At 60.7% G+C, this 21,201-nt stretch carries 14 protein-coding genes and 1 tRNA gene; 11 read left to right on the plus strand and 4 right to left on the minus strand.

Annotated features, from left to right (window positions below):
• Positions 1–299 precede the first annotated feature (299 nt).
• Positions 300–2,408, minus strand: a complete 2,109-nt coding sequence (gene recG / locus ABFY71_RS12250; protein ID WP_347946274.1) for an ATP-dependent DNA helicase RecG — start codon at positions 2,406–2,408, stop codon at positions 300–302.
• A gap of 275 nt (positions 2,409–2,683) precedes the next feature.
• On the opposite strand from recG, the gene ABFY71_RS12255 reads away from it, so the two are divergent.
• The 4 genes from ABFY71_RS12255 to ABFY71_RS12270 all read left to right on the plus strand — a co-directional run bounded on the left by ABFY71_RS12255 (position 2,684) and on the right by ABFY71_RS12270 (position 7,578).
• Complete coding sequence (locus ABFY71_RS12255; RefSeq protein WP_347946275.1) at positions 2,684–2,848, plus strand: hypothetical protein; 165 nt, start codon at positions 2,684–2,686, stop codon at positions 2,846–2,848.
• A gap of 94 nt (positions 2,849–2,942) precedes the next feature.
• The gene (locus ABFY71_RS12260) at positions 2,943–3,221 is read left to right on the plus strand and encodes an FAD assembly factor SdhE (RefSeq protein WP_347946277.1); all 279 of its coding nucleotides are present in this window, start codon (positions 2,943–2,945) and stop codon (positions 3,219–3,221) included.
• Positions 3,218–6,703: a transcription-repair coupling factor gene (mfd, locus tag ABFY71_RS12265; RefSeq protein WP_347946278.1), complete on the plus strand. Its 3,486-nt coding sequence runs from the start codon at positions 3,218–3,220 to the stop codon at positions 6,701–6,703. Before ABFY71_RS12260 ends, mfd begins: the two co-directional genes overlap by 4 nt.
• A gap of 146 nt (positions 6,704–6,849) precedes the next feature.
• Entirely contained in the window at positions 6,850–7,578 is a 729-nt protein-coding gene (locus ABFY71_RS12270) for an invasion associated locus B family protein (protein WP_347946279.1), read from the plus strand.
• A gap of 96 nt (positions 7,579–7,674) precedes the next feature.
• On the opposite strand, the gene ABFY71_RS12275 is transcribed toward ABFY71_RS12270, so the two are convergent.
• From ABFY71_RS12275 to ABFY71_RS12285, 3 genes are read right to left on the minus strand one after another with little or no spacing between them, the layout of a single operon-like run.
• Positions 7,675–8,838, minus strand: coding sequence for an FAD-dependent monooxygenase (locus ABFY71_RS12275; protein ID WP_347946280.1), 1,164 nt, complete (start codon positions 8,836–8,838; stop codon positions 7,675–7,677).
• The gene (locus tag ABFY71_RS12280; protein WP_347946281.1) at positions 8,835–9,305 is read right to left on the minus strand and encodes a DUF6691 family protein; all 471 of its coding nucleotides are present in this window, start codon (positions 9,303–9,305) and stop codon (positions 8,835–8,837) included. Before ABFY71_RS12280 ends, ABFY71_RS12275 begins: the two co-directional genes overlap by 4 nt.
• A complete protein-coding gene (locus ABFY71_RS12285; RefSeq protein ID WP_347946282.1) occupies positions 9,305–9,757 on the minus strand; it encodes a YeeE/YedE family protein in 453 nt (150 codons plus the stop codon). The genes ABFY71_RS12280 and ABFY71_RS12285 overlap by 1 nt, the downstream gene beginning before the upstream one ends.
• 185 nt (positions 9,758–9,942) lie before the next feature.
• On the opposite strand from ABFY71_RS12285, the gene ABFY71_RS12290 reads away from it, so the two are divergent.
• The 7 genes from ABFY71_RS12290 to ABFY71_RS12320 all read left to right on the plus strand — a co-directional run bounded on the left by ABFY71_RS12290 (position 9,943) and on the right by ABFY71_RS12320 (position 21,184).
• Positions 9,943–10,821: a TerC family protein gene (locus ABFY71_RS12290; protein WP_347946283.1), complete on the plus strand. Its 879-nt coding sequence runs from the start codon at positions 9,943–9,945 to the stop codon at positions 10,819–10,821.
• Positions 10,818–11,789 carry a quinone oxidoreductase family protein gene (locus ABFY71_RS12295; RefSeq protein WP_347946285.1) on the plus strand — a complete coding sequence of 324 codons (972 nt, stop codon included), beginning with the start codon at positions 10,818–10,820 and terminating at the stop codon, positions 11,787–11,789. Before ABFY71_RS12290 ends, ABFY71_RS12295 begins: the two co-directional genes overlap by 4 nt.
• A 44-nt stretch (positions 11,790–11,833) precedes the next feature.
• Positions 11,834–11,923 (plus strand) — tRNA-Ser (locus ABFY71_RS12300).
• 459 nt (positions 11,924–12,382) lie between these two features.
• A complete protein-coding gene (locus tag ABFY71_RS12305) occupies positions 12,383–15,196 on the plus strand; it encodes an SNF2-related protein (protein ID WP_347946286.1) in 2,814 nt (937 codons plus the stop codon).
• The gene (locus ABFY71_RS12310) at positions 15,193–16,986 is read left to right on the plus strand and encodes an AIPR family protein (protein WP_347946287.1); all 1,794 of its coding nucleotides are present in this window, start codon (positions 15,193–15,195) and stop codon (positions 16,984–16,986) included. The genes ABFY71_RS12305 and ABFY71_RS12310 overlap by 4 nt, the downstream gene beginning before the upstream one ends.
• A complete protein-coding gene (locus ABFY71_RS12315) occupies positions 16,983–18,536 on the plus strand; it encodes a site-specific DNA-methyltransferase (protein ID WP_347946288.1) in 1,554 nt (517 codons plus the stop codon). The genes ABFY71_RS12310 and ABFY71_RS12315 overlap by 4 nt, the downstream gene beginning before the upstream one ends.
• Positions 18,533–21,184, plus strand: coding sequence for a DEAD/DEAH box helicase family protein (locus tag ABFY71_RS12320; protein WP_347946289.1), 2,652 nt, complete (start codon positions 18,533–18,535; stop codon positions 21,182–21,184). Before ABFY71_RS12315 ends, ABFY71_RS12320 begins: the two co-directional genes overlap by 4 nt.
• Positions 21,185–21,201 lie beyond the last annotated feature (17 nt).

Here is a 21,201-nt window from a genome sequence, read left to right on the forward strand (position 1 = left end):
CAGTGGGATGGTCATGCCCGCTAATGGGGATTTCGCGTTTAGAGATTTCGAAGTGGTGCGGGGTGAGAGGTGGGCACAATCCTATGTGGTCGGTGTTGTAGAGGCCTATGAGTGGGCGAACATATCTGCGGACTTGGAGGGCAGGGCGCGGGCCTTTTGTGAGACCGAAGTAGTTGACTATCAGTTCGTTGTCTCGCTGGTGGACATGTATGTGGCCGCAGATCCGTCGAAACGAGGCGAGATGTCGGTCGGCCTCCTCGTCTTATCCGCACTTCAAGACCGCTTTCCCTGTTAGATAGCTACCCCGCTCGGATCAGCGGGATCGCGAGGTCCTTGCGGAAGAGGTAGAGCGCGGTGCGGGCGGCCTGGCCTGCCGGGCTGTTCAGCGCCGGATCGGCTATGAGCAGGGCCTTGGCATCGTCATGGGCGAAATCGAGCAGATGGCGGTGCACATCGGGCACGGCGAGGCGATATCCGGGCATGCCGGACTGCCTTGTGCCCAGCACGTCGCCCTGGCCGCGCAGCTCCAGATCGCGCTCGGCAATGACAAAACCGTCCTCGGTGGATTTGATCGTGTCGAGCCGGGCCGTGGCGGTTTCGCTCAGATTGCCCTTGTAGAGCAAAAGGCATGACGAGCGGGTCGAGCCCCGCCCGACGCGACCGCGCAACTGGTGCAGCTGCGCCAGGCCAAAACGCTCGGCGTGTTCGATGATCATGATCGAGGCATTGGGGACGTCGACGCCGACCTCGATGACGGTGGTGGCGACCAGGAGCTTGAGTTCATTGGCGGCGAAGCGGGTCATTACCGCCTGTTTGGCAGCGGCGCTCATCCGGCCATGCACCAGCGCCACCTGGTCGCCGAACACTTTTTGCAGTTCGGCAAAACGGTCCTCGGCGGCGACCACGTCAAGATGTTCGCTTTCCTCGACCAGCGGACAGACCCAGAAGGCCTGCGCCCCCTCGTGCAGCCGTGCCTGCAGCCGGGCGACGACGCGATCATAGTCGCCAATGGATAACACAGCCGTATCAATGGGTTGGCGGCCCTTCGGTTTCTCACGCAGAATGCTGACATCCATGTCGCCGAAATGGGTCAGCACCAGCGTGCGCGGAATCGGGGTGGCCGTCATCACCAGCAGGTCGGTGTGCTTGCCCTTGTCCGAAAGCGCCAAGCGCTGATGCACGCCAAAGCGATGCTGCTCGTCGACCACCGTCAGGCCTAGATTGTGAAATTCCACGCCGGACTGGAACAGGGCGTGGGTGCCCACCACGATATCGGTCTCGCCGCTGGCGATGCCGGCCAGCTTGGCGCGGCGTTCGGCGGCAGGCATCTTGCCGGTGAGCAGTTCGCAACCGAGCCCCGCTGCATCGCAGAGCGGTTTGAGGGTCTTGAAGTGCTGCGCAGCCAGCAATTCAGTGGGCGCCATCATGGCCGACTGGGCGCCGCTCTCGACCATGGCGGCCATGGCCATCAGCGCGACAACCGTCTTGCCCGCCCCCACATCGCCCTGCAGCAGCCGCGACATACGGTCGGGCGAGGCGAGATCGGCGCGAATGTCCTCAACGGCGGCAAGTTGCCCCTCGGTGAGCGAAAAGGGCAACAGGCTGCTCACCTTGCGTGTCACCTCACCGGTGAAGCTGCGACTGATGCCGCGCGCGGCGACCATGGTGGAACGGATCAACTGCAGGGTGAGCTGACCGACAAAGTACTCATCATAGGCAAGGCGCTGCCGGGCAGGGGACCAGAGTTCGGCTTCGCCGGGCGCGTCGGGCAGATGCACCATGCGCATCGCCGCGCTGAAGCTGGGCCATTGCCGCTGCGCCATGGTGGCAGGGTCGATCCATTCGGGGATATCGGGCAGGCTGTCGAGCACCTGCCGGACGAGCTTGGCCAAAGCCTTCGAGCTCAGGCCCTGGGTGAGCGGATAGACCGGCTCGACCAGCGGCAGGGTGGCAAATTTGTCCGGCTCGACGATGTAGTCGGGATGGGTGATCTGCTTCTCGCCGTTGAAAAAGCCGATTGTACCCGAGACGTAGCGTTGTTCGCCGACGGGCAGCGCCTTTTCCACCCAGCCGCCCTGGGCGCGGAAGAACACCAATTGCACATCGCCGGTTTCATCATGGGCAAAAACCCGGTGGGGGACGTGCGGCTTGCCATGCGGCGGCGGCTGGTGCCGGTCGATATGCAGCAGCAGGGTGACGATCTGGTTGAGATAGGCGTCGGCAATGCCGACCTGGCGGCGGCGATCAACCACGCCCGATGGCATGTGCATCAGAATATCGAGAGCAATGGCCTCCTGGCCGTCGGGCGCGCCGAAGAACCGCGCCAGCAGCGCAGCCAGCTTGTCGCCGACACCCTTGATGGAATGCAGCGAGCGGAACAGCGGTGACAGAGTTTCGGGACGGGCCACGGCAGTGATTCTCCTTGCCCGGAGGCTACAGGGCGCGGCACCTGGATTGAAGGGCGGCCTTGTTCATACCCACTGCACCGGTGTTCCTGGTGGCACTAAAATTCCGCCCCGGAATTATTCACTTGGTGAAAGGGAAATCTCTGTCCTAGATTGATAAAATTGTTCCGTTGCATCCAACCGGCTTACTCATGCGGGCGCACCGGCAGCATGTCGATTGGCGTCAGCCAACAAGGCGCGGCTGGTCATTGCCAGTGATGCGGGGTGCAGGGGGGGCGATGGAACTGGTTTACGCGTGGCTGCGCGCCGTGGGATATCCCCAGGGCGGCATCGATTGGCTACGACAGCATCGCGGGCCGACCATCATGGTGCTTGCTCTGCTGGCCTGGATTCCGGTCATCGTGCTGGGCTGGCTGGTGCAACTATTGTTCAGCTGGCTGTGATCGGCACAAGGTACGGCCCAAAGGGCTGACAACCGAGCCCAATCCGCGTACACAGCAATCCAATCAACCACCATTCGGGATCATGGCGTGTCAAATGACTGCCGGTGAAGACATTGCTGTGCGCCGCAAGAAGCTGCGCTATCGCGCCTGGCACAGGGGGACCCGTGAAATGGACCTTGTACTGGGACCATTTGCGGACGCCCATACTGAGGCGATGAATACGGCCGGGCTGGATCGGCTTGAAGCGCTGATGAGCGAGGAAGATCCGCCTCTGCTCACCTGGGTGATGGGGCAGGTCGTTCCGCCCGATCACATCGACCGCGAGTTCCTGGCCGAGGTGATCGCCGACCACCAAGCCCGGCTGGCCAAATGAACGAGATCACCCCGCAGCAGCCGGTGCGCACCATCGCCAATGTGCCCGATGGCATGCAGCCCATGGTGCTCGCCCGCCTGATCGAACAGCGCATCAAGGCAGCGCCCGATGATGCCGCCAGCGTCGTCTTCGTCGCCCGCGACGGGCGCCGGCTGCAGCGGATGGCCGATATTCTGAGCGCCATGCTGCCCGGCCATACGGTGCTGACACTGCCCGCCTGGGACTGTCTGCCCTATGATCGTGTCTCGCCCAATAATGTGACCATCGCAGCCCGCATGAACACGCTGGCGGCGCTGACCAGCGGCAGCAAGGGCGCCGTGGTGCTGACGGCTGTCAACGGGCTGATCCAGCGCCTTCCGCCGCGCGATGTGGTGGAAACCATGTCGTTTTCGGCCGCCACCGGACGAATTGTCGACAGCGAGAAGCTGATCGCCTGGGCCGCCAATAATGGCTATCTGCGCGTGCCGACCGTGCGCGAAAGCGGCGAGTTTGCGGTGCGCGGCGGGCTGATCGACCTGTTCCCGGCCAGCGCCGAAGCGCCGCTGCGCTTTGACTTCTTCGGCAGCCAGCTCGAATCGATCCGCACCTTCGATCCCGACAGCCAGCGCACCACCGGCACGCTGAAATCCATAGCCCTGACGCCGATGAGCGAAGTGGTGCTGACCGAGGCGACCATCAAACGCTTCCGGCAAAACTATACCGCGACTTTTGGGGGCAATACGGCGGGCGATACACTGTACGCCTCTATCAGCGGCGGCGCGCGCTATTCGGGCACCGAACACTGGCTGCCGTTCTTTTACGAGCATCTCGATGTTCTGGCCGACTATGTTGGCGACGCGCCTTTCGTGTTCGACGAGCAGGCCAGCGAGGCCTATGCCGATCGCGTGGCGCAAATCCGCGACTATTATGACGCGCGCGAAGCAGCCCGGCTGACACCGCAGGTGGCCGGAACCGGCGCGCCCTACAAGCCGGTGAAGCCGGAACTGCTATACGCCGTTGACGCCCATCCCTATGCGCTGGCGGGCGCCTCGGTGATCCAGCTCTCCCAGTTCATGGCGCCGGACACCAAGGGCAACGACGATGCCGGTGGACACATCGCCCCCAGCTTTGCTGCTGAACGGCAGGCCACCGACACCAATCTGTTCCAGTCTGTCGTCGAGCGGCTTTTGGCCGAGCGCAAGGCGGGGCGGCGCACCGTCGTCGCCTGCTGGAGCACCGGTACCCGTGACCGCATGGCCCAGGTGCTCAAGGACCATGGACTGACCAATCCGCGGCTGGCAGAAAACTGGCGCGATGCCGAAACCACCAGCGCCGCCACGACCTCGCTGGTGGTGTTGCCCCTCGAAAGCGGCTTTACCACCGCAGATCTGCTGGTGCTGTCCGAGCAGGACATTCTGGGCGAGCGCATCCTGCGCCCGCAGCGCAAGCGCAAGGCCAGTGATGCGCTGACCGAAGCGACCAGTCTCGCCGCTGGCGATCTGGTGGTCCATGTCGATCACGGCATTGGCCGCTTTCTGGGTCTCAAGGTCATCGAGGCTGGCGGCGCGCCGCATGAATGCGTCGAGCTCGAATATGGTGGCGACACCAAGCTCTACCTGCCGGTGGAGAATATCGAGCTGCTTACCCGCTATGGATCGGACGAAGGCAATACCACGCTCGACAAGCTGGGCGGCGTGGCCTGGCAGGCCAAAAAGGGCAAGCTCAAACAGCGCATCCGCGAAATGGCGGAGCAATTGATCAAGATTGCTGCAGCGCGTCAGTTGACCCGTGCCGACGTGATCGAGATCAATCCCGGCGCCTATGACGAGTTCGTCGCGCGCTTTCCCTATGAGGAAACGGAAGACCAGATGGCCGCCATTTCGGCGGTGTTTGATGACGTGACTTCGGGCCGGGTGATGGACCGGCTGGTGTGCGGCGATGTCGGTTTCGGCAAGACCGAAGTGGCGCTGCGCGCGGCTTTTGCCGTGGCGTTGAGCGGCAAGCAGGTGGCCGTGGTGGTGCCCACCACCCTGCTGTCGCGCCAGCATTTCAAGACTTTCTCGGAACGCTTTGCCGGTCTGCCAGTGCGCGTGCGCCAGGCCTCGCGCATGGTCGGCTCGGCCGAGCTCAAGGCGACGAAAGAAGGGCTGGCAGACGGGCAGGTCGATATCGTTGTCGGCACTCATGCCCTGCTCAGCAAGACCATCAAGTTCCGCGACCTGGGCCTGCTGATCATCGACGAAGAGCAGCATTTCGGCGTTGGCCACAAGGAACGCCTCAAGGATCTCAAGGCCAACGTGCACGTGCTGACGCTGACCGCGACCCCCATTCCGCGCACGCTGCAAATGGCGTTAACCGGGGTGCGCGACCTGTCGCTGCTGGCAACGCCACCGGTGGATCGTCTGGCCATTCGTACCTTCATTTCGCCATTCGACGCCCTGTCCGTACGCGAGGCGCTACTGCGCGAAAAATATCGCGGCGGCCAGAGCTTTTACGTGGTGCCGCGCATTCGCGACCAGGGTGACATTGTCGAGTTCCTCAAGGAACAGGTGCCCGAGGTCAGTTTCGTGGTGGCCAATGGCCAGATGGCGCCGGGCGAGCTCGACGACGTGATGAACGCGTTCTACGACAACAAATTCGACGTGCTGGTGGCTACCACCATCGTGGAATCCGGGCTCGACATTCCCAATGCCAATACCCTGGTCGTGCATCGGGCCGACCAGTTCGGCCTGGCCCAGCTGTATCAGATCCGTGGCCGTATCGGGCGCGCCAAGGCGCGCGCCTATGCGCTGTTCACCGTGCCGCCTGATCGCAAGCTCACCGACACCGCCGAACGCCGGCTGGGCGTGCTGCAGTCGCTGGAAAGCCTGGGCGCCGGCTTCCAGCTGGCCAGCCACGATCTCGACATTCGCGGTGCCGGCAATCTGCTGGGCGACGAACAGTCCGGCCATATCCGCGAAGTCGGCTACGAGCTGTATCAGGCCATGCTGGAGGAGGCCGTTGCCAATCTGAGGAATGGCGACGCCGATTACGAGGACAAGAACGAGTGGAGCCCGCAGATTTCGCTGGGCATGCCAGTCATGATTCCCGAGCACTATGTGCCCGACCTGCAGCTACGCATGCAGCTCTATCGTCGCCTGGGTGATCTGACCGATATTCGCGATATCGACGCCGCCGGCGCCGAACTGATCGACCGATTCGGCCCGTTGCCCGAAGAGGTGGAAGCCCTGCTCAAGGTGATCCTGGTCAAGGCGCTGTGTCGGCAGGCCAATGTGGAAAAGGTCGATGCCGGTCCCAAGGGTGCGGTCATCACCCTGCGCAATAATGAGTTTGCCAATCCCGCCGGACTGGTCAAGATGGTCAGTGATCCAGCCAACCAGGTGCGCATCAAGCCCGATCAGAAACTTGTGTTTTCGCGCAATTGGCCCACGCCTAATGACCGGCTCAAGGGCGCGGCGGCGATTCTGTCCCGCCTGGCGCGACTGGTCGACAACATTGCGTGAGGCGCCGCCGTAAACCCTGTCTCGCCATAATGCTTTGGCATGAGGGATTGGTCATGCTATTGCCCGAATTAAGCACTTGAAGGGCAGTTCAACTCTAAAGGGTGGCGCCAAGTCACCGGGACCGCCAAGGAAGCCAAGGAAATTCTATGAACTTCAGGAAACCCCTCGTCGCCGGTTTTGCGGTGGCTGCGCTCATGCTGTCCCCGCTGTCGGCCTTCGCTCAAGAAGCAACGCCCGCTCCGGACGCAACGGCCACCGAAGCGCCGGCTGATGCCGCAGCGCCGGAAGCTGATGCCGCTGCCGCGACCACGGACGGCGCCGCTGCGCCCTCCACCAACTGGCTGAAGGTTTGCGATCCGCTGCCCGATGGCCAGAAGGCCTGCATCATGCGCCAGGTGATCCTGGCCAATGGTCAGTTCCTCGGCTCGTTCCTGCTGCGCGATGATCCGGGTCAGGAAAGCCGCCTGCTCGCCGTTGCCGCCGTGCCACTCGGCGTGCTGCTGCCGTTCGGCCTGACCTGGCAGATCGACGGCTCCAAGCCCGTCCGCGTGCCCTATATGCTGTGCGACCCGACCTCATGCGCCACCCAGCTGGTGATCAACGAGCAGTATGTCAATTCGCTCAAGAAGGGCAGCACGCTCAAGCTGACCGCCAAGAACCGCCAGAATCAGGATCTGACCATCGAGATCGACCTGGCCGGCTTCACCGCCACCTATGATGGTGACGCGGCGATCACCTTTGACGAGTTCCGCAAGGAAACCTCGGGTGAGAACGCGCTTGAGCAGGTGCTGCAGGACCGTGCCGAAGAACTGCGCAAGCAGTTGGAAACCCCGCCAGCGCCAGACGCCGAATCGCCAGCCCCAGCTGCCCAGTAAGTCTGGCCAGTCTGCTTGAATTGTCGAAAAAAGGGCGCGGTTAACCGCGCCCTTTTTGCTGGCGACCGCGCCGCGTCAGCCGCAAGGGTAAATGGTCTAGCGACGCCCCATGCCGACGTCAAAAGCCTGCCGACGCAGGCCTGGCGCCAGCTTGAGCGCCCATAGCCCGCCGGCGCGCAGGGCCTGTGCCGGGATCATGTCGGCCAGCAGCGAGCGGAACAGGGTATCCACCAGCCCGCCCGTGCGCACCAGGTCGGCGGCACGACGGCTGGCATAGTCGGCACTGACCGTCATCGCCCAGTCGGGCTTTGAGCGGTCAACCCCGGCCAGGGCTTCAGCCAGATCAGCCACATCACGCAGTCCCAGATTGAGCCCTTGGGCGCCAATGGGGGGGAAGGCATGCGCCGACTCGCCCGTCAGCACCACGCCATCAAGGCCGGCACTGGCCACGCTGAGGGTGCTGAGCGGGAAGACGAAGGAGGGCGTTGCCATGGCAATGCTGCCGAACAGGCGCTGCGATTTCTCGGCAAACTGGCCCAGCAGCTGCGCTTCGCCGCCCGCCTGCGCCGCCAGCAAGACGTCCGCGTCATCGATCCACACCAGATTGGCCCGATTGCCGCCCGCCGGCACCAGGGTGAACGGTCCCTGCGGATAGTGGAACTCAATCGAGGTGCCGCCAATTGGCCGCCCCAGTTCGAGGTCGCACACCAAAGCCGACTGACTGAACTGGCGTTCGCTGGTGCGTAGGCCGACGGCGCTGCGCACCAGTGACTTCTTGCCGTCAGCTCCCACGATCAGCGGCGCGGAAAGGGTTGTGCCGTCGCTGAGCGTCACCGACCAGCCATCATCAAGGCGCTGCAGGGCGGTAGCGCCGAGGGGACGGGTTTGCAGATTGGCCAGCGTTGCCGCCACCGCGTGAAAGCGCTCCAGCAGCCGGCTATTGGCAAAATTCCAGCCGAACGCTGCAAGCCCGATTTCGGTGGCGTCGAACAGTGTTTCGGGCGCCCGGATCAGCCGCCGTGTCGCATCGATGATGCGGATCTGGGTCAGTGCCTGGCCGAGCGCCTCGGGACTCTCGACAAGGCCGGCGCGGCGCAAATACTCAACGCTGGGCATCATCAGCGCCGAGGTGCGGCGATCGGGTGGGGCAGTGGGGGCCAGATGGATGGTACTCAAGCCGGCCTTGGCAACAGCAATGGCTGCCGCCATCCCGGCCAGCCCGCCACCCACGACAATGGCATCAGCGCTGAACCGGCTCATCTGGCGTCTGCCAGCCGTTTGGCGTGGCCACTGGGCACGATCAGGCTGCCCGCATAGGAGCCGATCAGCATGGCCAACAGAAAGATCCACAGCCCGTCCGGCACAAAGGCGATCAGCGACAGGGCCGGGCCCGGGCAGATGCCGGCCATGCCCCAGCCAATGCCAAACAGCGCCGCGCCACCAATCAGGCGGCGGTCAATGCGCGCATATTCGGGCTCGTGAAATTCCACATCGAACAGCGGCGCCTGCTGTCGGCGGCTCAACTGCACGGCCAGGAACATGATGACAATGGCCGGGACGATGACGAAGGCCAGGCTGGGGTCCCAGCCACCTGAGGGAATGGCAGTAACATCAAGGAAGTGCAGCACTTTCCTGGCGTCGACCATTTGCGAAACATAGAGACCGGCGCCGAACAGCGCGCCGCTCAGCGCCGCTGTTGCCAGATAGGGCAGTTTGAGATTGGCCATCAGACGATTCCTGTCACGGCAACGGTGAGCATGGCCACCCCGAAGAAAACCAGGACCGCTACCAGCGAGCGGCGGGACAAGCGGGCCAGGCCGCACACGCCGTGGCCCGAGGTGCAGCCATTGCCGATCTTGGTGCCAATGCCGGTCAGCAGGCCGGCAATCGCCAGCCACACCGGCGTTGGGATGCCCCAGGCAGCAGGCGCCTCGACCAGCGCGGCAGGGACGTCGCCACCCATGCCAATGCCGGGCAGCAGGCGGGCCGCCACAAATGTGGCGCTCACCATGGCGATGACGAATACCAGGCGCCACACCACGGTCTGGGCTGGCGGCAGCAACTGGCCGAAAATACCGGAAATGCCGGCGATGCGGCCATTGCCCAGCCACAAGACGGCGGTGGCCAGACCAATCAGGCTGCCGCCCAGGGCGGCGGTGAGCGGGGTGAACGAATCCATGGGGTATCTTTCCAGAGCTTTTGCTGCCCAGGTTATCATCTCGGGGCGGGTCGATGCCAGCGATGGGACGACCACTTATGGCTGCGCAAGGCCGAAACCGGGAAAAACTCCGCTGCGATAGCTTTTGTCGGCGGCTAGAACACCCTAGAGATGGGCAACCGCACAGTTGCGGCACGGAGTCGACGATGGTTGAATTGCTGGCCAATCCCAACGCCTGGATTGCTTTTGGAACCCTCACGGTCATGGAGATCGTGCTGGGGATCGACAACATCATATTCATCTCGGTGCTGGTGTCGCGTCTGCCCAAGGAACAGGCCGATCGCGCCCGCAAGCTCGGTCTGGCGTTGGCGCTGGTGTTCCGCATCCTGCTGCTGCTGGTGATCAGCTGGATCATCAGCCTGACACAGCCCGCCATCTCGGCCTTCGGCCTGGACCTGTCGTGGAAGGATATCATCCTGATCGCCGGCGGCATTTTCCTGGTCTACAAGGCCACCCACGAAATGCACGCCGCCATTGAGGAGACGCACGAAGCCGAGATGGCCGCCAAGGCGCGGGCAGCCTTTGCCACCATTATCGGTCAGATCATTATCATCGATCTGGTGTTCTCCATCGATTCGATCGTCACCGCCGTCGGCATGGCCGATGATGTCGAAGTGATGATCGCTGCCGTTATTGTGGCGGTCGGTGTGATGTTCGTGGCGTCCGGTCCGGTCGCCAAATTCGTTGCCGATCATCCCACCACCAAGATGCTGGCCCTGGCCTTCCTGCTGCTGATCGGCGTGACGCTGGTGGCAGACGGCCTGGGCTTCCATATTCCCAAGGGCTTTATCTACTCTGCGATGGGCTTCTCGGTGATGGTCGAAGCGATCAACATCTTCGCCAAGAACCGGCACGCTGCCAAGCACACAGCGGCCAAGGCGGCCCCGTTTACCGGCGCGACGGGCGCAGTCGCCGGGCAGGAGGGCGTCGCGGCTGTCACCGCGCCGCGCCCCAAGAGCACCGCAGCGGCCAAGTCCCAGGCCCGGCCGAAATCGGCGCCACGCAAACCGAAAGGCAAGAAATGACCAAGGCAGTTCTCGTCCATCACACGGGCGGCCCTGACGTGCTCAGCTTTGAGGAGCACGCCGTCGGGGCGCCCGGTGCCGGCCAGGTCGCGTTGCGCCAGACCGCGATTGGTCTCAATTTCATTGATACCTACCAGCGCTCGGGTCTTTATCCAGTGCAGACTCCGTTTGTGGCCGGCAATGAAGCGGCCGGGGTGATCACCGCGCTCGGCGATGGTGTCAGTGATTTCCGGATCGGTGATCGCGTTGCCTATCAGGGCGTGATCGGCGCCTATGCCGGTGAACGCCTGATCGCCGCTGACCGCATTGTGCCCATTCCCGATGCCATCGACGACCAGACCGCGGCTGCCATTCTGCTCAAGGGCCTCACGGCCTATTATCTGCTGTTCCAGACCTGGCCGCTGGCCAAGGGCGAAACCATTCTCTGGCACGCCGCCGCCGGCGGCACGGGGCAGATCGCCACCCAATGGGCCAGGGCGCTGGGCGCCACCGTCATTGGCACCGCGGGAAGCGACGAGAAAACCGCGCTTGCCAAGGCGCATGGCTGCGACCACGTCATCAATTACAATACCGAAGATTTTTCCGCCAAGGTGCGCGAACTCACCAATGGGCGTGGCGTTGATGTCGTCTATGACGGGGTGGGCAAGGCGACCTTCGACAAGTCGCTCGATTGTCTGCGGCCGCGCGGGCTGATGGTCAGCTTTGGCAATGCCTCGGGCGTCGTCGCCATTCCCGACATAACGGTACTGGCCCGCAAGGGCTCACTCTATGTGACCCGCCCCACCGGCGTTCATTATTACAGCCAGCGCGCCGAACTGCTCACCGGCGCCAAGGCGCTGTTTGCAGCTGTTGCCGACGGCTCGATCAAGGTGCAAATCAAGCACAGCTTCCCGCTGGCCCAGGCTGAAGAGGCCCATCGGGCGCTCGAAGACCGGCAAACCACCGGCTCGGTCGTTCTGATCCCCTGATCCACTGGACAGTCCGCCACTCTGCCGCTAAAGGCTCACCTCACGGGTGGGTGGCAGAGTGGTCGATTGCTCCGGTCTTGAAAACCGGCGGGCGTGCAAGCGTCCCGGGGGTTCGAATCCCTCCCCACCCGCCACTTGCCCTTGTGAAAGCCTTCTCCCGATCCGGCTGCGGCCGGATTTTTCCGTTGTTTTCGGGGGGTGATGCGGAAGGTGCTGTTAACCGGCCCGCGCCCCGAACTGCGCACACGCGCGCTCTCCGGGCCGATATTCTCCGGACCTGATGACTGCGCGAAAACGGTGCGTTCCTTCTAAGTAATTGAAAAAAAGACAGTTTCAACTTTTTCGGCTGTGCACTTCGATTTCAGTGTCGGGTTCTCAGCTGCCACTGGCATCGAAACCTTGAAGAAGCAACTCTCGCCCCCTCTTGTCTTGCTCTCGGTGCAAAACGGTTATCTTCGACCCGACCGTGGCCTTTTAAGTAGGGTGTCGCATGGTAGTTTGAGATTGCGCGACAAGTCTGGAACAAATGAGATGAACGCCGTCGAGATCAAGTAGACCACTTCAGTGCAAACCATAGGATCCTCTGACGAATAATGACCTTCTTTCATTCTAAGTACATAGGTCATACTCTCCGGCGGCGTGGTGCATCCGGGGATACCAGCCGCATCGCGGCAGCTGTGGCCGGTGCCCGTGTAGACTTGAACCCGCACCAAGTTGATGCGGCACTTTTTGCGCTGCGTTCACCCTTGAGCCGCGGCGTCTTGCTTGCTGACGAAGTAGGCCTGGGGAAAACCATCGAGGCTGGCTTGGTGATTGCGCAGCGTTGGGCAGAAGGTCGGCGTCGGATTCTAATCATCGTGCCGTCAAACCTGCGTCGGCAATGGCACCAGGAGTTGGCCGAGAAGTTCTTCCTGCCCGCGGAAATTGTCGAAGCGCGCAGTTTCCAGATGGCCAGTAAGTCCGGAATCACCCGGCCATTTGAACCTGATGATGCGGTGGTAATCTGCTCCTACCAGTTTGCCCGCAATAAGGCCGAAGACATCGCTAGGACGCCGTGGGATCTTGTGGTGATCGATGAGGCGCATCGCTTGCGCAATGTGTGGAAGCCGGGAAATGTTTTGGCAACTGCACTGAAGGATGCCTTGGCAGGTCGACCAAAGATTTTGCTGACCGCCACACCAATGCAAAACTCCCTTCTGGAGCTGTTCGGCCTAGTCAGTCTGATTGACGATCATGTTTTCGGTAATCTCGGCAGCTTTCGAGAGCGGTTCATGGGGCCTCGTGCGGCGCTTTCCGAACTGCAGGCGCGTCTTAACTCGGTCTGTCACCGTACTCTGAGACGACAGGTGAAGGCTTATGTGCCGTACACGCGCCGTCACGCTCTGGTTGAGCAATTTTCGCTCGGGGTGGAGGAGCGGCAATTGTATGACGCAGTCGCCTCTTATCTTTCACGCGATGAACTTCACGCGTTGCCGGCGCAGCAACGGGCGCTGACGACAATGGTTCTGCGCAAGCTGTTGGCGTCATCAAGCTTTGCGATCGCAGGTGCGCTAGAGACGATGTCGAAAAGGCTTCTCGCGGGTCTGACCGGTGTACCGTCGGAAGATCTCGAAACCTTCGACGAAACTCTGGACGAATGGGGCGAGGAAGCGACAGCAGACGCCGTCTCGGATCGTAATGCAGCGGCGAATGAAGCGGCTGAACTTCAGGAAATGGCGAAGTTCGCCGCATCGATCAGGCAAAACGCAAAGGGTGAGGCGCTTCTCTCTGCCCTAAAAGTCGCCTTTGAGAAGGCCAATGACCTTGGTTCGGCCCACAAGGCCCTCATCTTCACCGAGTCGCGTCGAACCCAGGACTACCTGACGGCGCTGCTTAGGGGATCGCCTTGGGGCGACGAGATTGTGCTGTTCAACGGATCGAATACGGATCCAGATTCACGCAAGATATACCAAGAATGGCTTGAGCGGCATCGCGGCACCGATCGCGTAACTGGCTCCAGAGCGGCAGACATGCGCCAAGCGCTGGTGGACAGGTTTCGTGAGCGCGGCAAAATTATGATCGCGACGGAGGCGGGTGCTGAGGGGATAAACCTGCAATTCTGCGCCCTCGTCGTCAACTATGACCTTCCTTGGAATCCCCAGCGGATCGAACAGCGCATCGGGCGGTGTCATCGTTACGGTCAGAAACATGACGTGGTCGTGGTAAACTTCCTGAACCGTGACAACGCTGCCGATCAGCGCGTGCATCAGCTGCTGGCCGAAAAGTTTTCGTTGTTCGAAGGCGTATTCGGGGCCTCGGATGAAGTTCTTGGCGCCATCGGGTCCGGTGTGGATTTTGAGCGAAGGGTAGCAGACATCTATCAGCGATGCCGCCACCCGGCGGACATCACTGCCGCGTTTGACGCCTTACAAGCAGAACTTGCGCAAGAAATTGACGGCGAGATCTCCAAAACGCGCATCAAGATACTAGAGCACTTCGATGATGAGGTGCGCGAACGGCTCAAAGCGACCGATGCCGATACACATGCTGTGCTGGATCGGTTCGAGCGCGACCTGATGCGGCTGACAGCCATCGAACTAGGAGAGGATGCTTCCTGGCGATCCGTTGATCGCTTTAGCCTTTTGCGGAAGCCAAAGTGGGCACCTGTCATTCCATTGGGTGCCTACCAGGGGCCGCGTACCTTTGGCGACGGGCACATCTACCGGCCCAGCCACCCCCTTGCACAAGCTGCGGTGCAACGGGCATGCTCGCGTGATCTTGCTCCTTCTGAACTAACATTCAATCTTTCGGGACATCCAGGAAAAATCTCGGCGCTCGAACGATACATGGGCCGGTCTGGCTGGACGACGGTGGAAATGCTCTCGGTCGAGGCGGGCGGCGAAGGTCAGGACTGGGTGCTCCATGCCGCCGTGACAGATGACGGGCAGGTTATGCCCTCCGATGCCGCCGAACGTCTGTGGACGGTTGATGCGGTTCAGGGAAACACCGTAAAGATACCCGCCTCTGCCATGGCGCTGCTTACACAGGAGGTGGCACGCGCCGAGCGAAGCGGCCTCGATGCCGCCCAATCCCGTCACGCCGCGCTACTGGCCGAGGAAGAGCGCAAACTGGACAACTGGGCAGACGATCTGAAAATTGGGCTGGAACGTGACATCCGAGAGATAGATCGCCTTGTTGCTGATGCCCGGCGGTTGGCAACGGCATCGCTGACGCTGGAACAGAAGCTTGAGGCACAAAAGGCAGTGCGTGCGCTGGAACAGCAACGCAACCAGAAGCGGAAGAGGCTGTTCGAGGCGCAAGACGAGATCGACATACGCCGTGGTGATCTGATAGCCGCTATGGAGGCGCGGTTGACCGCCAAGGTATCGAAAAGGCAGCTGTTTATGTGCCGCTGGAGGATTGCATGAGTTTGGACGGACAGGATCGGGTGCTGCTCGACACACGTTTGAATAATGAATTTGTCCCGCATCTGCCGCCCCTCCTGAAGAGCAAGAATGCAGACGAAGACGCCAAGAAGAACATGTCGCGGGCGTTTGCGGGCCTTGCCGTGGCAATGCTGACGGAAGCTACCCCCCAATTGGCGGCAGCGTCAGTCACTGATGACTGGGGTGATCACGGTATAGATGCGGTGCACTATGACGGGGCGACAGGGGTGTTGTTCTTCATTCAGGTAAAGCTGAAGGAGGCTGACCAGTTCAAGCAGGATGAGGCTCAGGCGTTCAGCGAAGGCGTCCGGAAGATCATTCTGAATGATTTTAGTGGCTTCAATGCACACATCTCCAAACGGCAGGCAGCGATCGAGGCTGATCTTGAGGCTTGCCTTGCAATCAAACTGGTTGTGGCCGAAGTTGGCGGTGGCATTACCGGCACCGCCAAAGCGGCCATCGACCTGATGATTTCTCAGGAGCGGGATGGCGAGGTTCGGCTAGACCCGGAATTCCTTCATCTGGATGCAAAGGCTTGCTTGAGTTTCCTGCAAAAGGGACACGCCTTTGCTGCTGTCGATGACAAACTCGGGCTGCATTCTTGGGTTCTCAGAAACGGCGTTCGCAAATCAGGCGTCGGCTTTGCGGCTGTTCATGGCTTGGTTAATCTGCACAATGCTCACGGCGTCGCCCTATTTTCTCGCAACATTCGCAATGCGTTGGGCACGAAGCGGTCGGATGTGAACCGGGCCATTATCGACACGCTGCGCGACAAGCCGGCCGACTTTGAGTTCCTCAACAACGGTGTGACGATCATCGCTGATGAAGTCGCCCCGGCAGGCCTCAGGGCCGGTGTAAGGTCAGTGAAACTCAAGGGGATGTCTGTGATCAACGGAGCGCAGACCGTTTCGTCGGCTGCTGCGTTCATGAAGGACAATCCCGCCCACGACATCTCGAATGCCTATGTTCAGGTCACGGTGATCCAGTCGGATGGCGTAAAGGAATTTGGCGACGCCGTAACCCATGCCCGCAACCACCAGAATGTTGTGGTGGCATCCAACTTCGTCGCCCTGGATGAACAGCAGGAACGCCTGCGCCGTGAACTGGCAGAACTCGGATATCGGTATGTCTACAAGGCGGGCGAGGACACCAGTTTCCTTGATCCGTTGCAGATAGACATCCGCGAGGCGGCTCAGGCGCTGGCTTTGACCTTGCCCGATCCGCGTGTTGTGGTGATGCTAAAGCGTCAACCGGGTGAACTGCTGACGGTCGGCAGCGACACTTACAAGTTGGTCTTTGGGAGCAAGACCAAAGCGTTGTCTCTGTTGAATGCAGTAATTACCAGCCGACACTTGCAGCTTGGGATGTCAGTCAACGTAGTTTCTACGGCTGGGTCCGAACGCCTGACCTACAAGCACGGATCTTACGCCTATAGCTTTGTCATGATGAAGTGTTTGCACGACGCGTTGAGGACGAACGTCCGTATCGATGAAGCAAAGATGCAGGTGGCCCTCAGCAAGCCTATGGATGATCTGCGGCAGACGCTTTGGGACGTTGTACAGCCGATGACTCTTTACAAGGGGCCTCTGGCGATTATGCGCAACCAGACCGATGTGCCGAAAGTCCTCGATGATATCATGACAAAGCATTTCGATCTTGCGGCGGATGTAAACCTGCCCAAAAAGAGGGACAAGGCCACCACGCCCGCAGGCATTCAAAGCCTGTTTAAATACCTCGCCGAAAAGGCGCCGCAGATCGGGGGGCTTTCGTGAGCCGCAAGACGAAACTAGAGCTGACCTGGGTTGGCAAGGAGAACCGGCCTCGGTTGGAGCCTCGGGTGTTGATCGATGTGCCGGAGCTGTCCCACACAGGTGAGGTCGGGATCATGGACAATCTGCTGGTGCAGGGCGACAACCTTTTGGCATTGAAGGCGCTGGAGTCAGAATATGCGGGGCGGGTGAAGTGCGTGTTCATTGACCCGCCCTACAACACCGGATCGGCGTTTGAGCATTACGATGACGGGCTGGAACATTCGATTTGGCTGTCAATGATGCGCGACCGGCTGGAGGTGATCCGCAACCTGCTGTCGCCCGACGGCAGCCTGTGGGTGACGCTGGACGACAACGAGGCGCATTACTTCAAGGTGATGGCGGATGAGGTGTTCGGACGGGGGAATTTTGTTGCCAATGTTGTTTGGCAGAAGCGGACGTCACCTGAAGCACGGTTGAGGCTGGGTGCCGCACATGACAGCGTCTTAGTGATTGCGAAAGATATTTCCAAAGTAGAATTGAACCTGTTGCCCGTTTCGGAGGAAACTAAGACAAAAGCGACGAATAAGGATGATGACTATCGCGGTCCTTGGTCGTCATCGGACTTTACCGCTCAAGGCTGGCGACCGAACCAGATGTATAAAATCACTACGCCGGGTGGCGCTGTATATGAACCACCTCCAGGGCGGTGTTGGGGCAACATTGAGCCAGAGTATAGGAAACTTCTAGCTGACAATCGGCTTTGGTTTGGTGTCGACGGCAAAGCAAGGCCACGCGTCAAAACCTTTCTCTTGGAGAGCGAAGGACGCGCGTCATGGACTTGGTGGCCAAATTCGGAAGTGGGTCACAACCAAGAGGCCAAGAAAGAGCAAATCGAGCTCTCTGGCGAAGAATCCACGTTTGATACACCAAAACCCGAACGTCTTCTTCAACGCATAGTCACCCTTGCCACCAACCCCGGCGACCTTGTTCTCGACAGCTTCGCAGGCTCCGGCACTACCGGGGCGGTGGCGCACAAGATGGGCCGCCGCTGGATCATGGTGGAAATTGGTGACCATGCCCAAACCCATATCGTGCCGCGTCTGCGCAAGGTGATTGACGGCCTTGACGCGGGCGGGGTGACGGCGGCAACAAACTGGCAGGGCGGCGGCGGCTTCCGATTCTGCCGTCTGGCCCCCAGTCTGATCACCCGGGACAAATGGGGACGCGAGGTTATCAGCGCCGCTTATGACGGCCCGCTACTTGCGCAGGCGCTTTGCAAGATCAAGGGGTTTCGTTATTCCCCGTCGGAAACCGATTGGTGGGTGCAGGGCAAATCCAGTGACACCGATTTCCTGCATGTGACCACGCAGACCCTGTCCTTCGATCAACTCGCTGAATTGTCGGAACTGGTTGGCGAGGGCCGCACCCTACTGATCCTGTGCGCTGCGTGGCGGGGGGATGAAAAGGGGTTCCCTAACCTGACCGTCAGCAAAATCCCCGACGATGTGCTCAAGCAATGCGATTTCGGACGCGAGGATTACGGCCTGCCGATCACGGGAGATGCGCAATGAACCGCAACGTCAACGCCATCGCGGCACGGTTGTCCCTGCGCCCGCCGCAGCGCAAATCCTTGGAAATCCTTGACCGGGTGACAGAAATCCTGCCACTCCGCAAACATGCAGATTTGAAGGCCGCGCTGGAGATCATCCGATCCGAATACCCCGGTGTGACCGATTTCGAGCGCGCCTTTCCCAGCTTGTGCTTTGCCATCGCCACCGGGGTGGGCAAGACCCGCCTGATGGGCGCGTTCATCGCCTATCTGTATCTGGCGCACGGGATGCGGAACTTTTTCGTGCTCGCGCCCAACCTCACGATCTATGATAAGCTGATTGCCGATTTCACGCCGGGCAAGCGCAAATACGTGTTCAAAGGCATCTCGGAATTCGCGGTGGTCCCGCCCGAGATCATAACCGGCGACAACTGGGAAAGCCGGGGCGCCAACCTTGACCTGTTCGGCGGGGTGGCGATTAACATTTTCAACATCTCGAAGCTTAACTCGGAAGCCAAGGGCGGCAAGCAGTTGAAGATGCGGTCATTCCGCGAGACCCTGGGGGAAAGCTATTTCGGGCATCTTGCAGGCAAGCCCGATCTTGTGCTGATCATGGACGAAAGCCACCGTTATCGTGGCGACGCTGGGGTGCGCGCGCTGGACGAGTTGAAGCCGGTGCTGGGGCTGGAGGTGACGGCGACGCCGTTCGTCGAAAAGGGCACCAAGGGCGCGCAGCCCTTCAAGAACGTGGTGTTCGATTACCCCTTAGCGCGGGCGATCGACGACGGCTTCGTGAAGATCCCGGCGGTGGTGACGCGCAAGGATTTCCGCGCGTCTGATCATTCGGCAGAAGCGCTGGAGCGTCTGAAAATCGAAGACGGTCTGGGTCTGCACGAACAGGTCAAGGTGCATCTGGCAACCTATTCGGCAGAGTCCGGGCGGGAGCGTGTCAAGCCGTTCGTGCTGATCATCGCGCGGGACACAACGCACGCGGCCGAGCTGAAAAAGCTGGTCGAGGCGCTTTATGGTGGGCGCTATGTCGGCCGTGTCATTCAGGTGGACAGCACTTCCAAGGATGAGGAGGTGACGCGGGCGCTGCTGGCGGTTGAACATGCCGACGAGCCCACCGAGATCGTGATCCACGTCAACATGCTGAAAGAAGGGTGGGACGTAACCAACCTATATACGATCATTCCCTTGCGCGCCGCGAATGCGCGGACTTTGGTCGAACAAAGCATCGGCCGGGGTTTGCGTCTGCCTTACGGGCAGCGGACCGGGGTGCTGGAAGTGGACCGGCTAAACATCGTGGCCCACGACAAGTTTCAGGAAATCGTGGACGATGCCCGCCGCTCGGACAGCCCGGTCCGGCTGCAGACTCTGGTGCTGGATCCGGAGGCGGTGCGAAAGCCGCTGGCTACAGTGGTTTCAAGGCCGAACTACGCTCCGCCAGATCCCCAAGGGCCGAATTATGCGCGCGAAGGTGCTGTGGTCTATTCAGCGGCCGAGCGGATCGTGGCGGCTCTTGTTGTTGATGAACTGCACCGCCTAAGCGGAAACCCGAATTTGGCACCGACGAGCTCGGCCCTGTCAAACGTGTCGGTTCAGGCCCAGATTGTGCAAGCGGTAAAAAGCCGGATGACTGCGCAACCGGTGCTTCCGGGTATCGAAACTGGGCCGGACGTAAGTGCAATCGTGGCACAGATGACGCAATCCCTTGTGATGGGGATGATCGACATTCCAAGAATCGTGGTGACCCCCAAGGGCCAGGTTACTGCGGGATTCCGCCCCTTTACAGTCGATCTTACGGGGGTACGGCCAAGCAATGCTGCGGATACCCTTTGGGTACAGCGACTAGATGACGGCGTGGGGCACCAGGTGGTGCTGTCGGCTGATCAGTCTGGCGGCGAAGAAGCACGACTGGAAGATTACCTAGTGCGGCACTTAATCGACTTCAAGGATGTCGATTACATGGCCCACGCTGACCTGCTCTATGATCTGGCCAGCCAGACTGTCCGGCACCTGAAAACGTACTTGTCTGAAGATGAAGTGGAGCCGGTTCTCCGCCAGCAAGGCGAGGCCTTGTCGCGTTTGATCCACGGCCAAATGCAGGCGCATTATCAGGAAGGCGCTGACGAAGGTTATGAGGCCACGGTCCATCGCGGTTGGACAGAACTCAAACCATGTGCGTACACAACCGCTGCAGGCGAAAGTCCGCGCGATTATCGCCAAGCACCGCCAGATCTGAACCGTATTGGGACCTACCTATTTGGTGGGTTTGGGAGATGCCTTTACCCGGTGCAGAAATTCGACTCGAATCCTGAGCGCCTCCTATCTGTGATTTTGGACCGGGACACTGAACGTTGGTTCCGACCCAACAATGGTCAGTTCCAAATTCGCTACCGACGCGGATCGGATCATCCGGAGTATGTCCCAGATTTTGTTGCGGAAACGGCATCGACCCTAGTGATGATCGAGGTCAAGGCGGCCAATCAGCTTGGCGACCTAGAAGTCAAGGCTAAGGCAGAAGCCGCGCGCGAATGGGCTCGCCATGCCACTGAATACACGTCACAGAACGGCGGAAAACCTTGGAGGTATCTCGTCCTCGCGCATGACCTACTTCAGGAAAACATGTCTTTTGACGGCCTGAGCAAGGTGGCGGCAACTGTTTGAACAGTCAAATTCACCGC

This window comes from Devosia alba (genome assembly GCF_039938915.1).
GTDB lineage: Bacteria > Pseudomonadota > Alphaproteobacteria > Rhizobiales > Devosiaceae > Devosia > Devosia alba.

What these genes read in the sequence shown, in the direction of transcription:
- ABFY71_RS12255 (WP_347946275.1), top strand. Translation starts at nt 2,684, where the DNA reads ATGGAACTGGTTTACGCGTGGCTGCGCGCCGTGGGATATCCCCAGGGC.
- ABFY71_RS12260 (WP_347946277.1), top strand. Translation starts at nt 2,943, where the DNA reads ATGACTGCCGGTGAAGACATTGCTGTGCGCCGCAAGAAGCTGCGCTAT.
- mfd (WP_347946278.1), top strand. Translation starts at nt 3,218, where the DNA reads ATGAACGAGATCACCCCGCAGCAGCCGGTGCGCACCATCGCCAATGTG.
- ABFY71_RS12270 (WP_347946279.1), top strand. Translation starts at nt 6,850, where the DNA reads ATGAACTTCAGGAAACCCCTCGTCGCCGGTTTTGCGGTGGCTGCGCTC.
- ABFY71_RS12275 (WP_347946280.1), bottom strand. Translation starts at nt 8,838, where the DNA reads ATGAGCCGGTTCAGCGCTGATGCCATTGTCGTGGGTGGCGGGCTGGCC.
- ABFY71_RS12280 (WP_347946281.1), bottom strand. Translation starts at nt 9,305, where the DNA reads ATGGCCAATCTCAAACTGCCCTATCTGGCAACAGCGGCGCTGAGCGGC.
- ABFY71_RS12285 (WP_347946282.1), bottom strand. Translation starts at nt 9,757, where the DNA reads ATGGATTCGTTCACCCCGCTCACCGCCGCCCTGGGCGGCAGCCTGATT.
- ABFY71_RS12290 (WP_347946283.1), top strand. Translation starts at nt 9,943, where the DNA reads ATGGTTGAATTGCTGGCCAATCCCAACGCCTGGATTGCTTTTGGAACC.
- ABFY71_RS12295 (WP_347946285.1), top strand. Translation starts at nt 10,818, where the DNA reads ATGACCAAGGCAGTTCTCGTCCATCACACGGGCGGCCCTGACGTGCTC.
- ABFY71_RS12305 (WP_347946286.1), top strand. Translation starts at nt 12,383, where the DNA reads ATGACCTTCTTTCATTCTAAGTACATAGGTCATACTCTCCGGCGGCGT.
- ABFY71_RS12310 (WP_347946287.1), top strand. Translation starts at nt 15,193, where the DNA reads ATGAGTTTGGACGGACAGGATCGGGTGCTGCTCGACACACGTTTGAAT.
- ABFY71_RS12320 (WP_347946289.1), top strand. Translation starts at nt 18,533, where the DNA reads ATGAACCGCAACGTCAACGCCATCGCGGCACGGTTGTCCCTGCGCCCG.